This window comes from Microbispora sp. NPDC004025, from assembly GCF_053604425.1.
This window is the reverse complement of the sequence record NZ_JBSGHN010000018.1, coordinates 1-12,846: the sequence shown is the minus strand read 5'-3', so window position 1 is coordinate 12,846 and position 12,846 is coordinate 1. Positions and strand designations below refer to the sequence as shown.

Annotated in this window: 12 protein-coding genes, 1 tRNA gene and 1 pseudogene; 6 read left to right on the top strand and 8 right to left on the bottom strand. The window is 71.4% G+C overall.

What is annotated here, in order from left to right; translation table 11 throughout:
• Window positions 1-73 precede the first annotated feature (73 nt).
• The 4 genes from ACWEQG_RS33505 to ACWEQG_RS33490 all read left to right on the top strand — a co-directional run bounded on the left by ACWEQG_RS33505 (window position 74) and on the right by ACWEQG_RS33490 (window position 4,191).
• A complete protein-coding gene (locus tag ACWEQG_RS33505; RefSeq protein ID WP_452290953.1) occupies window positions 74-1,312 on the top strand; it encodes an acyl-CoA dehydrogenase family protein in 1,239 nt (412 codons plus the stop codon).
• On the top strand, window positions 1,309-2,052 hold the full coding sequence (locus ACWEQG_RS33500) for an SDR family NAD(P)-dependent oxidoreductase (RefSeq protein WP_452290951.1): 744 nt from the start codon (window positions 1,309-1,311) through the stop codon (window positions 2,050-2,052). Before ACWEQG_RS33505 ends, ACWEQG_RS33500 begins: the two co-directional genes overlap by 4 nt.
• A gap of 73 nt (window positions 2,053-2,125) precedes the next feature.
• Window positions 2,126-3,286 (top strand): lactate 2-monooxygenase, encoded by a 1,161-nt coding sequence (locus ACWEQG_RS33495; RefSeq protein ID WP_452290950.1) that lies wholly within the window; start codon window positions 2,126-2,128, stop codon window positions 3,284-3,286.
• 200 nt (window positions 3,287-3,486) lie between these two features.
• Window positions 3,487-4,191 carry an ANTAR domain-containing protein gene (locus ACWEQG_RS33490; protein WP_452290949.1) on the top strand — a complete coding sequence of 235 codons (705 nt, stop codon included), beginning with the start codon at window positions 3,487-3,489 and terminating at the stop codon, window positions 4,189-4,191.
• A gap of 22 nt (window positions 4,192-4,213) precedes the next feature.
• On the opposite strand, the gene ACWEQG_RS33485 is transcribed toward ACWEQG_RS33490, so the two are convergent.
• From ACWEQG_RS33485 to ACWEQG_RS33460, 6 genes and pseudogenes are all read right to left on the bottom strand, one after another.
• Window positions 4,214-4,525 carry an STAS domain-containing protein gene (locus ACWEQG_RS33485; RefSeq protein WP_452290947.1) on the bottom strand — a complete coding sequence of 104 codons (312 nt, stop codon included), beginning with the start codon at window positions 4,523-4,525 and terminating at the stop codon, window positions 4,214-4,216.
• A 279-nt stretch (window positions 4,526-4,804) separates the two neighbouring features.
• Entirely contained in the window at window positions 4,805-6,079 is a 1,275-nt protein-coding gene (locus ACWEQG_RS33480; protein WP_452290945.1) for an MFS transporter, read from the bottom strand.
• A 39-nt stretch (window positions 6,080-6,118) separates the two neighbouring features.
• Window positions 6,119-6,580, bottom strand: a complete 462-nt coding sequence (locus ACWEQG_RS33475) for a MarR family winged helix-turn-helix transcriptional regulator (RefSeq protein WP_363472188.1) — start codon at window positions 6,578-6,580, stop codon at window positions 6,119-6,121.
• 425 nt (window positions 6,581-7,005) lie between these two features.
• Window positions 7,006-7,530, bottom strand: a pseudogene (locus ACWEQG_RS33470) (TROVE domain-containing protein); the annotation flags it as partial.
• Between the two features lie 913 nt (window positions 7,531-8,443).
• Window positions 8,444-8,523: transfer RNA gene (locus ACWEQG_RS33465), tRNA-Ser, on the bottom strand.
• Window positions 8,524-8,908: 385 nt separating this feature from the next.
• On the bottom strand, window positions 8,909-9,334 hold the full coding sequence (locus tag ACWEQG_RS33460) for a nuclear transport factor 2 family protein (protein ID WP_452290943.1): 426 nt from the start codon (window positions 9,332-9,334) through the stop codon (window positions 8,909-8,911).
• 216 nt (window positions 9,335-9,550) lie between these two features.
• On the opposite strand from ACWEQG_RS33460, the gene ACWEQG_RS33455 reads away from it, so the two are divergent.
• The gene (locus ACWEQG_RS33455; RefSeq protein ID WP_452290941.1) at window positions 9,551-10,630 is read left to right on the top strand and encodes a mechanosensitive ion channel family protein; all 1,080 of its coding nucleotides are present in this window, start codon (window positions 9,551-9,553) and stop codon (window positions 10,628-10,630) included.
• Window positions 10,631-10,691: 61 nt separating this feature from the next.
• Here ACWEQG_RS33455 and ACWEQG_RS33450 read toward each other — a convergent pair whose 3' ends face one another.
• Entirely contained in the window at window positions 10,692-10,997 is a 306-nt protein-coding gene (locus tag ACWEQG_RS33450; RefSeq protein WP_363473604.1) for a DUF6401 family natural product biosynthesis protein, read from the bottom strand.
• A gap of 339 nt (window positions 10,998-11,336) precedes the next feature.
• Window positions 11,337-12,350, bottom strand: coding sequence for a LacI family DNA-binding transcriptional regulator (locus ACWEQG_RS33445; protein ID WP_452290939.1), 1,014 nt, complete (start codon window positions 12,348-12,350; stop codon window positions 11,337-11,339).
• A gap of 401 nt (window positions 12,351-12,751) precedes the next feature.
• On the opposite strand from ACWEQG_RS33445, the gene ACWEQG_RS33440 reads away from it, so the two are divergent.
• Window positions 12,752-12,846: family 1 glycosylhydrolase (locus ACWEQG_RS33440; RefSeq protein WP_452291171.1), on the top strand; the 95-nt coding region annotated here is incomplete at its 3' end.

Below are 12,846 nucleotides of genomic sequence, written 5' to 3'. Positions count from 1 at the left end.
GAAGGATACGGTATTTCAGGCGATCGCCTTATATGGTGCGGCAGCCGCATTAGCGGGCGCCCGAGGGAGGATCATGGCCATCGACTTCACGCTCGCCCCCGAGCACGAGGAGATACGCGCGCGGGTGCGGACGTTCATCCAGGAGACCGTGATCCCGGCGGTGAAGCCGTTCGAGGACTCCGAGGAGAAGGCGCTCGCCCGGGACGAGTACCTGCGCACGATCTTCGACCTGCGCCGCCGGGCCAAGGAGGAGGGGCTCTGGCTGCCGCACATGCCCGTGGAGTGGGGCGGCATGGGCCTCGGCCACGTCGAACTGGCCATGGTGCAGGCCGAGGCGGCCAAGACCAGGCTCGGCCCGTGGGTGCTCAACTGCGCCGCGCCCGACGAGGGCAACATGCACACGCTGCTGCACTGGGGCACCGACGAGCAGAAGGAGCGCTACCTGCGTCCGCTGCTCGACGGCGTGAAGATGTCGTGCTTCGCGATGACCGAGCCCGAGGTGGCCGGCTCCGATCCCACGCTCATCCGTACGAACGCCGTGAAGGACGGCGACGAATGGGTGATCAACGGGCACAAGTGGTTCATCTCCAACGCCCGCAGGGCGAGCTTGGCGATCCTGATCGCCAAGACCGAGTTCGACCTGCCGGAGGGCGCGCGGGGCGCGAACACCGCCTTCCTCGTGGACCTGCCCGCCGAGGGCTGGCACGACGTACGCGAGATCGAGACCATGCACGGCTCGACCGGCCACAGCGAGATCGTCATCACCGACCTGCGCGTGCCGGACTCCGCGGTGCTCGGCGGACGGGGCAACGGCCACCGGCTGGGGCAGTACCGCCTCGGGCCGGCCAGGCTGGCGCACTGCATGCGGTGGATATCGCAGGCGGAGACGGCCCTTGACATGATGGTGGGCAGGGCGCTGGACAGATACAGCCACGGGTCGCTGCTCGCCGGCAAGCAGGGCGTGCAGTGGATGATCGCCGACTCGGCGATGGAGCTGTACCAGTGCAAGCTCATGGTGCTGCACGCCGCTTCGAAGATCGACAAGGGCGAGGACTTCCGTACCGAGGTCTCGATGGCCAAGCATTTCGTGGCGAACAGCCTGAACAGGATCGTCGACCGCGCCATCCAGATCCACGGGGCGCTCGGCTACTCGACCGACACCCCGCTGGCGCACATGTTCCAGCACGCCCGATGGGCCAGGTTCGCCGACGGCGCCGACGAGATCCACCAGATGCGCATCGCCGAACGGACAATCGAGGCTTACCGGGCTACCGGCTCGACCAGGGCCGCGACGGGAGGACTCCCACTGTGAACACCGACGAAATCTCCGGCAAGGTCGCGCTCGTCACCGGGGGCGCGGGCGGCATCGGCGCGGGCGTCGCCCGCCGTCTGGCGGCGTACGGCGCGCACGTCGTGCTGGCCGACGTCGACGCCGAGGCCGGCGCGCGCACCGCGGAGGAGATCGGCGCCTCGTTCGTCCGGACCGACGTGTCCAGGCTGGAGGACAACCAGGCCGCGGTCGCGCTCGCGGTCGAGCGGCACGGCGGGCTCGACCTCGTCTTCCTCAACGCGGGCGTCGCCTCGGGCTGCGGGCTCGGCGAGGACTTCGACCCCGACCGCTACCGGCGCGTGATGGGGATCAACCTCGACGGTGTCGTCTTCGGCGTGCACGCCGCGCTGCCGGCGATGCGGGCCGGGGGCGTGATCGTGGCGACCGCCAGCATGGCGGGGATCGTGGGCATTCCGCAGGATCCCATCTACGCGGCCAACAAGCACGCGGTCGTCGGTCTCGTCCGCTCGCTCGGCCCGCAGTTGGAGCCCCTCGGCATCAGAGTGCAGGGGTTGTGCCCGTCGTTCGCGGACACCGCGATCCTGGACGGCGACATCAAGGCGCTGCTGGACGAGATGAAGTTCCCGATCCTGGACGTCGAGACGGTCGCCGACGCGTTCTTCTCACTGCTGGCGAGCGAGGGCACCGGTGAGTGCTGGTTCGTCGTGCCGGGCCGCGAGAGCGAGCCCTTCGCCTTCCGCCGCGCTCCCGGGCCCCGGTGAGCCGCTACGACCCAGTTGGCGGCTTTTCGCCCCATGATTCGGTAGCGTGCCGCGATTCGGAACGAGGACGACGATGACCACCTGGGCGGACTTCCAGTACGAGATCTACCTCAACGGCATGACGGGGGCCGTGCCCCGGCTGCCGACCGACCTGACCCGGCTGGAGGAGATGGCCGAGCGGCGGCTCGGCCCGGGCCCGTTCGGCTACGTCGCCGGAAGCGCGGGCAGCGGGCGCACCGAGCGCGCCAACCGCGAGGCGCTCGACCGCTGGCGCATCGTGCCGCGGATGCTCCGCGATGTGCGCGAACGCGACCTGTCGGTGACCGTGCTCGGCAGGAAGCTGCCCGCGCCGCTCGCGCTGGCGCCGATCGGCGTGCTGTCGATCATGCACCCCGAGGCCGAGCGGGCCGCCGCCCGCGCGGCGGCGGCGCTGGGCGTGCCCTTCGCCTTGTCATCGGCATCCAGCACGCCGATGGAGGACGTCGCGGCGGCCATGGGAGACGGCGAGCGGTGGTTCCAGCTCTACTGGGGCAAGGACCGCGAGGTCACCCTCAGCTTCCTCGCCCGGGCCAAGGCGGCGGGGTTCACCGTGCTCGTCGTCACCCTCGACACCCCGCTGCTGGCCTGGCGGCCCCGCGACCTCGACCAGGCGTACCTGCCGTTCCTGCGCGGCGTGGGCACCGCCAACTACTTCACCGACCCGGCGTTCCAGGCCGGGCTCGCCCGGCCGGTGCACGAGGACCCGAACGCCGCCGTCCTGCACTTCGTGGGCATGTTCGGCGACCCGGGCAAGACGTGGCCGGACCTCGCGCTGCTGCGCGAGCACTGGGACGGCCCGATCGTGCTGAAAGGCGTCCTGCACCCCGACGACGCCCGCCTGGCCGCCGACGCGGGAATGGACGGCGTCGTCGTCTCCAACCACGGCGGACGCCAGGTCAACGGCTCGATCGGGGCGGCCGACGCCCTGCCGGCCGTCGCCGACGCCGTGGCCGACCGGCTCACCGTGCTGTTCGACGGCGGCATCCGCACCGGGGACGACGTCGTCAAGGCGCTCGCGCTCGGCGCCAGGACCGTGCTGCTCGGCCGCCCGTACGCGTACGGACTGGGGCTGGACGGCCAGGCCGGGGTGGAGCACGTGATCCGCTCCGTGCTGGCGGAGACCGATCTCACCCTGGCCCTGTCCGGCTGCGCCGGCGTCGCCGCGCTCACCCCCGACCTGCTCACGCGGATCTGACCCGGCCCTCGCGCAGCCGGGCCCCGGGCCGCTCGGAAATTCCGCTGCCCCGGCGCTCTCCGCCGGGCATACGGCGCCATGGTGCGGGCATGGCTCGGATGAGCCACTCGGAGCCGTTCGATGCCGAGAGGTGGTGACGGCGCGTGGCCGCCAGGGATGTGAACGGAGACAAAGGGCGAGGCCGGCCGTCGTCGGCCTACATGGGACACGCCGCCGACGACGAGCTCGCGGTCAAGCTGAGCGATCTCGCGCGGACCCTGCAGGACGAGGACACCGCCCAGGAGACGCTGGAGGCCATCGTCGGCGCGGCCGTCGACACGGTCCCCGGCGCGCAGGACGCGGGGCTGACGGTCGTCATCCGCCGCCGCGAGGTCGAGACCCAGGCCGCGACCGGCGACGTGGTGCGGCAGGCGGACAAGGCGCAGTACGACACCGGCGAGGGACCATGCCTCGACGCCGCCTACAAGCACAGGACGGTGCGGCTGCCGGACATGACCCGGGAGGAGCGATGGCCGGAGTTCACCCGGCGCGCCCTCGCTCTCGGCGTCAAGAGCATGCTCTCCTTCCAGCTGTACGTCCGGAAGGGTGACCTGGGGGCCCTGAATCTCTACTCCCGCGAGAAGAACGCCTTCGACGACGAATCCGAGCACGTCGGCCTGCTGTTCGCGGCCCACGCCGCCGTGGCCATGTCGGGAGCCCGCCAGCAGGAGCAGCTGAGGCGGGCGATCGCCGTGCGCGACCTCATCGGCCAGGCGAAGGGCGTTCTCATGGAACGCCACAAGCTGACCGCGGACCAGGCGTTCTCGTTGCTCGTGCGGGCCAGCCAGCAGACGAACACCAAGCTGGTCGAGGTCGCCGAATACCTGGTGCGCACCGGGGAGCTCCGTACGCGCGAGGGCGGGTGACCGGGCCGGCGGGCCGTGCGGCTCAGCGGCTGCCGGCGGGCGCCGAGGGCGGCGGGACCGCGGCCAGGCCGAAGGTCTCGAGCAGGCCGACGATCTCCAGGACTCTGCGTGCCATACGGCCCGGCTCGACCACCGTCAGGCGGCATCCCACCTCGGCCGCGGCGTCCCGGCTCATCAGCAGCGCGCGTACGCCGGACGCGTCGAGGAAGGTGACCCGCGCGAGGTCGACCTCGATGCGGTCCGGCCGCTGCCGGCGCAGGACGTCGAGGACGGCTCTGTAGAGGTGACCCGCCGTGCCGATGTCGATCTCGCCGCACGCGATGATCCGCGTCATTCCGGCCCACGGGTCTGCGGCGGCGGCCCCGCCCCGCAGTGGTCGCCACCGTGGTTCGTGTCCCGATGCGAGAGCGGGGGAGACGTGGGGACCCATTCGGTACTCCCGTCGTTGCGGCGGGCCGCATCCCCTCACCTCTGAAGGCCACGACCAGCCCAGACATGAGTAACCACAATCGGGCGGCCCAAACCATTCCCGCGCGCGTTGCAAAACATCCGCAAACCCACGGTGGCGCCGCCCAGCGGGGCCGCCGCGGCGCGGCCCCCACCGGCGCGTCGATCAGGTGGCCGAGCCGACGTCCTCGGCCAGGGCCTCCTCCTCCAGTTTCTCCCGCCTCGCGGCGGCCGGGTCGGCGGCGGCCATCTCCGCCTGGGCGCGCTCGGCCTCGCCGAGCTGCCGGTGCGCGGCGGTGAGGACCACCGCGCCGAGGAGCACCGCGGCGGCGCCCAGGTAGAACGGCGCGTGCTGACTGTCGAAGTGCTCGGCGAGCTTGCCCGCGACGAAGGGCGCGAGGCCGCCGCCGATGAAGCGGATGAAGCCGTACGACGCGGAGGCGATCGGCCGCTCCACGGGTGAGACGGTCATGACCGCCTGGGTGGTGACCGTGTTGTTGACGCCGATGAAGATCCCGGCCACGATCACGCCGCAGATCACGACGGCCCGGTTGTCGGTGAACAGCGCGATCACCAGGATGTCGAGGCTGAACAGCACGAGGTTGGCGTAGAGCGTGCGGGCGATGCCGAAGCGGGCCTGCAGCCGCGGGGCGCCGAAGACCGAGAAGACCGCGACGAGGATTCCCCAGCCGGTGAAGACGAGGCCGAGCTGGTGCTCGTCGAGCTCCATCGGGTACGGCGCGTAGCCCAGCACCGTGAAGAAGCCCCAGTTGTAGCAGAGCGCGGTCAGGCCCAGGATGAGCAGGCCGCGGTGGCGCAGGGCCTTGATCGGGGCGGCCACGCTGGTCTTGGCCGCCGGCGTGGGCGTCGGCCGGACCAGGGTGACGGTGGCGATCAGCGCGATCGCCATCAGGACCGCGACGCCGAAGAACGGGCCACGCCAGCTGATGCCGCCCAGCACGCCGCCGAGCAGGGGGCCGACCGCGATCCCGACGCCGAGCGCGGTCTCGTACAGGATGATCGCGCCGGCGAAGCCGCCGCTGCTCGACGCGACGATGACGGCGAGGGAGGTGGCGATGAACAGGGCGTTGCCGAGGCCCCAGCCGGCGCGGAAGCCGACGATGCCGCCGATGCTGCCGGACATCCCGGCGAGGGCGGCGAACACCACGATCAGGGCGAGGCCCGCGATGAGGGTGCGCTTGGCGCCGATCCGGCTGGAGACCCACCCGGTGACCAGCATCGCCACGGCGGTGACGACCAGATAGCTGGTGAACAGCAGCGAGACCTGGCTGGGCGTGGCGTGCAGCTTCGAGCTGAGGGCCGGCAGGATCGGGTCCACCAGGCCGATCCCCATGAAGGAGATCACACAGGCGAAGGCGACGGCCCAGACCGCCTTCGGCTGCTTGAAGGGATTGGAGACGGGGGCATGAGCAGAGCTCACCGGACCTCCTGGTAGTAGCGAGGGGGAGCCGACCGGCCCCTACTCGTCGGCCGCGCTCTCGAGCAGGCGCCGGAGCAGGGGGAGGAACTCGCCGGCGGCCCGCGTCAGCGCACGCAGCTCGCCGGGGGACAGCGTGCCGAGCATCTCGTCGAGCCGCTCTCTGCGCCGGCGGCGCCGCTCGGCCAGCAACGCGCGGCCCGCGTCGGTGACGCCGACCAGCACCGCCCGGCCGTCCTGGGCGTCGACGCCGCGACTCACCAGCCCCTCGCGCTCCAGGCGCTGCACGAGCTGGGTCATCGACGGCTGGGTGACGCCCTGCTCCGCCGCGAGCACGCTGAGCCGCGCCGGGCCGTTCCTGTCCAGGTACGACAGGGTGGTCGCGGCCGTGAGGCTGATCTCGCGCGTGGACAGCCGCCGTACGGCGAGCACCGCGAGGTCGTCCAGGATGGCCGAGACCGGGTGGGCGTCCTCGGGCGGATCGGCGTTCGGGGAGACGGACACAGGTGTTCCTCCGGACGGGAACCAGATTTACATAGGAAGCCTATACAACTGTCCGGAGCGCGCTGCGTCGCCCCCTGCGTGAGCGACGACGTGGTCCCCCGAAGGTCCGGTCCTGGCGGAGCACGCAGCGCCAGGACCGGGCCCTCGCCGTGCCGCCGCCGAGGTCAGAACGGCCAGCCGGCCGACGCACCCGCCTCCAGCAAGGGGATCATCCGGAAGCAGGCGTCGGAGAAGCCGCCGAACTCGTGCCGGTTCGCCGAGCCGGTCCGCATCGCGGCGGCCCGGTAGCCGCCGAGGTTGAAGCCGTACACCGGCACGCTCGCCGGAACCGCGGTGGTGACCCCTCCTCGGCGGGACCCGGCCATGGTCTGCATGTCCGAGAGGATCACCACCCGGTCGTGACCGTGCCAGGACCGGGTGAGCGCGTCGGCGATCCGCGTACCGTGGCCGACCTCGCCGATCCGGGCGCGGAACCGCTCGACCTCGCGCAGCACGGACGCCCCCGGCCGGATCTCGTGCCGGAAGACGCCGTCGGCGAAACCCACGAGGTCGACCCGGTCGCCGCGCGCCGCGAGGGTCACGCCGAACAGCGCCGCCGCATCCACGGGCGCGACCGTCGACCGCGCGGAGACCGCCCCGGACGTCATGGACCCCGACGTGTCCACGAGCACGAGCGAGCGCCCCCCGAACGACGGCACGTTGCGGGTGGCGAGCGTCAGCGCCGTCTCCAGGGCGTGGGCCCACCGGGGCGAGGGCGCGTTCCGGTACGCCGAGAAGAACCGGAACGGCAGCTGCCGGGAACGCGCGACCTCCTCCGGGTCGGTGAGCCTCGCGATGACCCGCTCGGCGACGTCGTCGCCCACGCCGGCCTCGTCGAAGTTCCGCAAATTCCTCAAAAGCGCCATATATCCCATCGACGGGATGACGGCCGACCAGGCCTGTGCGTCCATCGGGCCCTGCAGCCAGCCGGCGAGCGCCTCCCAGGTCATGCCCGCGGCGGCGAGGCGCTCCGGTGCGGACAGCGCCGTCCGGCGCTCCTCCGCCGGAAGGGCGAGCAGCGCCGCCCGCTCACGCAGCGTCCGCAGCGACGCGGGGATCGGCTTGTCGCGGTTGTGGCGCCGGTCGAGCGCGTGCGCGAACAGGTCGCCCTGCCAGGCACGCCGGTCGTCCGCGGGGGTGGGGTGGACGAGCTCGACGACGTCGCCGAAGCGGAAGCCGCGGGCGCCGCTGTCGTACTTGACCAGGGAGCGCTCGGTGTAGAGCCGCCGCACGGCGTCGGCGGTGCCCCGCTTGACCGGCTTGGGGACGGCCCGGCCGTACCGGGACGTCCAGTAGGCGAGTGCCTCTCCCGGCTCGTCCGCCCGCTGGAGCACGGAGGCGACGAGCTCGCGGTTCCCGCCGTGCAGTCCGGCGGCGAGGCGGGCGCGCACGGACTCCAGGGCGGCGACCAGGGACGCCGAGCGCATGTTCGCCTCGCCCCGCAGCCACGGCAGGAAACGGGCCATCCAGTCGCCGTCCTCGACCGCGACCCGGTGGACGAGGGCGCGGAACCTGCCGTCGCGGTCGCCCGCCCTCTCGTAGAAGGTGTTCTCACCGACCATGTTCGACACCGCGAGGACGAACAGCTCCGACCTGGGGTCGCGGTGGTAGCCGGGCGCGCCCTCGTGCGTACGACCGCGCGGGACGGCCTCGGTGGTGACCGGGCTGACCGTCGCGGGCCCGGCCGTGCCGGTGTTGAACTTCGCCATGAGAACGGGCTCCTTCCACTCCGGGGAAGGAGCCCGTCCTCGTTGTCCGGAACGCGCCCGAGATCGGAAGCGGCGACGGTGACAGCGCTCTGCCGGCTGAGCTACCGGCCGGATTTCCGGCCGGGCAGGACTCGAACCTGCGACCACTCGATCCCGAATCGAAGTAACCGTTGCCTTCGCACCGGGCGCGGCCGGTGAAGTCGTGCTCCTCCCGAGATCGGGGTGGCGGCGGTTGGCCCGCCTGGGGGCCGGCAGCCCCGATGGGGAGCTGTAAGGATTCGAACCTCGAAGTAACCGCTGCCTTCGCACCGGGAGGTGCATATCGAGTTGTGCCCTCCCGAGATCGGATTCGGCGGCGGCACAGTGCTCGTTCACCTCGAGCGGCCGCTCGATCCTGAGAAGTAACCGTCGCCTTCGCACCGGGAGGTGCTTTGTCATTCATGTGCCGCTCCGGAGACCGGCGGCTCTTGTAGCTGTTTTCGAGCCGGCGGATCCTTCGCGACAGCGGAAATCCTAACCGCGCCGCGGTTTCGTGCGCAGTTTGTTTTTCCCGCGCCGCGTGTGCCGGATCAGCGGTGAATCAGCCGCGCCTGGCGGGCGGCCAGCCGTGACCCCAGCCGCCCTGTGCCATCGTCTGGAACGCCCACCCCTCCTCGGTGCGCACCAGCAGGTCGCCGTAGTGCATGCTCTCCCTCCGGCCCTCGACGGTCATCGTCGCCGTGGTCTCCACGAACACGAGGTTGGGGCTGAGGAAACGCGGCGTCCGCACCGACTCGAGCCCGAGCCCCGCCGTTCCGCCGCCCATGGCCTCCTTCATCGCCTCGACGTACTCCTCGCGCGTCCACTGCCGCACCGCGGCGAAGCCGCCCGGCACGTCGGTGACCAGGTTCATAGGGAAGACCGCGAGGCCGGCCAGCTTCTCGATCTCCCCCTGCTCGGCCAGCGCGTCGTACTGGGCGAACCAGTCCTCGACGCTCTTCAGTTCCTCGTCGCTCGGCTCGTACACGAACAGCCCCTCTCTCTCCGTATGCCGTACCGTACAGCATACGGAACCAAAGGGGATCGGGATTTTTCTCCGGGCGCGACGGCAGGGTTGACGTGCACCGCTGCGGGCCGGAGCGTCGCCTTGCGTGCCCGGCCGGACACACATCCGGTATGAGACGCGGATCACCGGGTAGCCGTGGGCGTCGTACGTCGTGGAAGGCTCTGAACAGGAGGACCCATGGCCGCTCCGGTCGACTGGGGAAGAGGAGTGGCTGACGCCTGGTCGTCGGTCGCCACGTTCGTCCCCAAGTTCCTCGCTTTCGTCGTCGTCCTCGCGGTGGGCTGGCTGATCGCCAAGGCACTGCGGAAGGCCGTCGACGCCGTTCTCGAACGCGTCGGGTTCGACCGCTGGGTCGAGCGCGGCAGCGTGGGGCGGGCGCTGGCGCGCAGCAAGTACGACGCGTCCGGTCTGCTCGCGAAACTGGTCTACTACGCGGTCCTGCTGGTCACGCTGCAGATCGCCTTCTCCGTCTTCGGGCCCAACCCCGTCAGCGAGCTGCTCGCCGGAGTGGTGGCGTGGCTGCCCAAGGCCGCCGTCGCGATCGTCATCATCGTGGTCGCCACGGCCATCGCCAGGGCGGTCAAGGACATCGTCACCTCCGCTCTGGGCTCCCTGTCGTACGGCCGGGCGCTGGCCACGATCGCGTCGGTGTTCATCATCGGCCTCGGCGTCATCGCCGCGCTCAACCAGATCGAGGTCGCGACCACCGTCACGACCCCGGTGCTGATCGCCTTCCTGGCCGCCGTGGCCGGCATCCTCATCGTCGGCGTCGGCGGGGGCCTGGTCCGGCCCATGCAGCAGCGCTGGGAGCACTGGCTGAATCGCGCGGAGGCCGAGACCGACACCATCCGCGCCCAGGCCGCGGCCTACAGCCGGGGCCGTGCCGACGCGATGGAGACGGTCGCCGTGCCGCGGCCCGAGCAGCGGGTGGGCGCCTTCGCCCAGCCTGCCTCGGCGGCGTACCCGCAGGGTGCCGCGCCGGACACCGGGGGTGCGCAGGCGCCGCGGCCCGCGTATCCCGAGAGCACTCCGCCGGCCGCCCCGGGCGCACCGACGACCCCTGTCCCTCCGGCCGGCACGGTCTCGCCGGGGAACACGGTCTCGCCGGGTGCGCAGGCGGGATCTCAGGGGGTTCCCGGTACACAGGGTGCCCCCGGAACACAGGGCGCCCCGATGCCGCAGGACGCGCCGGGCGAGGCGCGGCCCACCTCCTCCTGGCCGAATCCCCCGGAGGAGCCTCCGTCGCCGCGCGGGTGAGCGCGTCGCCGTTCGTCGCGGGGCGTCCCTCCACGGGGAGGGGCGCCCCGCCGCTGTGTCGTCAGGCCGGTTCGGCCGCGGCGTCGAGCATCAGGCAGACGGCGGTCATACGCAGGGCGGCGAAGTCGAGCGGCTGGTCCGGTCCGGGCGCCCGCCAGCCCTTGTCCCGCGCGCCGTCCCAGTAGCCGATCAGGTAGGCGACCAGAGAGGCGGGCCCCACCCGCTCGCCCAGCTCCGCGATGGCGTGCCTGACGGCGGCCATGTGCTGGTCCAGCGAGGCGAGGACCCCGGGGTGATGGTGCCGCAAATCCAGCACGCGCTGCGCGAACTCGGCACGGATGCGGGCAGGCCAGGACTGCTCGGACACGGAAGTCCCCCGGAGGATCAAAGCGATGGATGCCTCATCACGATAAGCGCCTCCGGGAGCACAGCGCTCCAGAATGCACGCTGTCCCCATAGGTCTCACCCTCGGGGCGGAGGGAGCGGAGCGGAAGGGAGCGAGGACCGCAGCGAAGGTCCAGCGAAGCGGACTTCGCGAGGACCGGAGGTTCCTTCCGGCGCAGTGACCGGCCCGGACGAGGACCGCGGTTCCGGTGCGGTGCCCGGCCCGAGCGGGGAGAGGATTGCTTTCGGTGTGGCAACCGGCCTGACGAGGATCCCGGTTTGCTTTCGGCGCGGTGACCGGCTTCTCAAAGGGGGACGGGGCTCAAAGCGGAGGTGTGCTGGAGCCGCGCACGACGAGCGTGGCCGGCAGGATCCGGGGCGGCGGGGCGTCCGCGCCGTTGATCATGGAGACGACCGCCTCCGCGGCGGCGATGCCGAATCCGTCCTTGTCCTGGGCGACGGTCGTCAGGCCCGGTGGGACGAGCGCGGCCACCTCGATGTCGTCGAATCCGACCAGGGCGATGTCCTCGGGCACCTTCAGGCCGGCCTCGCCGATCGCGACCAGCGCGCCGACGGCCATCTCGTCGCCCGCGACGAACACAGCGTCGGGCCGGTCGTCGGCCTCCAGCAGGCGGCGCATCGCGGCGTGGCCGCCCGACAGGTAGAAGTCGCCCTCGACCACGAACTCGGGCCGGCGCGGCAGCCTCAGCCGGGCCAGTTCGTCCTGGTAGCCCTGCAGGCGCTCGGCGCCCGGCCGCGTGTGCGCCGGGCCCGTGATCGTGGCGATGGCCCGGCGCCCCTGCTCGTGCAGGTGCCGTACGGCGAGGCGGGCGCCGCCGACGTTGTCCGAGGTGACGTACGTGGCGCGGGGACCCTGCACGGGACGGTCGAGGCTGACGCAGGGGACGCCCGATTCGGCCAGTTGCCGCAGTGAGGGATCCCAGGTGCCACTGTCGATCATCACCACGCCGTCCAGGTTGTGCCTGCGCACGGCGCGTACGTAGGCGTCCTCGGTCGGTTCCCCGCTCGTGGCCAGCATGAGCAGGTGGTAGCCGCGCCCGCTGAGCGCGGTCTTCAGGCCGATGAGAATTTCCTGAAAGAACGGGTGCCGCCAGCCGGGGCGGCGGTGGTCGGTGTCCCACACGAGGCCGACCATGAAGGACTTCTTGGTGGCCAGCGTGCGGGCCGACTCGTTGGGCAGGTAGCCGATCTGACGCGCCGTCCGCAGGACCTGCTCCCTGGTCTTCGCATTCACCACCTTGGGGTTGTTGAAGACGCGGGAGACAGTCGCGGGAGACACGCCGCACAGGCGCGCCAGCTCTCTGATCGTTGCCACGGACCAAACGCTATCGCATCTCGCTGTAACCGGTTTCATGCAACCGGTTTCCCCGAAAATACGCAATCATCGGGCGACTCGTCAACCAGTAAGCAGAATTTCCCTCCGTCACGTTTTCGTGACTTGACAGCTTCCCCTCCTTTTATGTGTGATGGCGGGCATCGGCCGGCGCTTTCTCGTTGCCACGGGCTCGGCCGCTGTCACGTCTCGCAGCCGCTTCCCCTTCCTCCTGCGAGGGAGTTCAGGTGTTCGCTGCGGAACCCCGTCTGCCCGCGTGTGTGCCCGCCGTACGGCTCGGCGGGTCCCGTGGCTGCCGGGGGAACGGTCCCATCGCCCGCACGGCCGGCCGCCGTGTCCGGGCTGTTCACCGGAGCGGGCACGGAACCTGGAGCGAACAGGGAATGACGGCGACCGACGAACGTCCCGCCATGCCGCGGACCTTTCCCGCGGGCTTTGTGTGGGGCACGGCCACCGCGGCGTATCAGATCGAGGGGGC

Excerpts from the sequence above, each read along its gene's own strand:
- ACWEQG_RS33505 (WP_452290953.1), top strand. The coding sequence starts at position 74 with ATGGCCATCGACTTCACGCTCGCCCCCGAGCACGAGGAGATACGCGCG.
- ACWEQG_RS33495 (WP_452290950.1), top strand. The coding sequence starts at position 2,126 with ATGACCACCTGGGCGGACTTCCAGTACGAGATCTACCTCAACGGCATG.
- ACWEQG_RS33490 (WP_452290949.1), top strand. The coding sequence starts at position 3,487 with ATGGGACACGCCGCCGACGACGAGCTCGCGGTCAAGCTGAGCGATCTC.
- ACWEQG_RS33485 (WP_452290947.1), bottom strand. The coding sequence starts at position 4,525 with ATGACGCGGATCATCGCGTGCGGCGAGATCGACATCGGCACGGCGGGT.
- ACWEQG_RS33455 (WP_452290941.1), top strand. The coding sequence starts at position 9,551 with ATGGCCGCTCCGGTCGACTGGGGAAGAGGAGTGGCTGACGCCTGGTCG.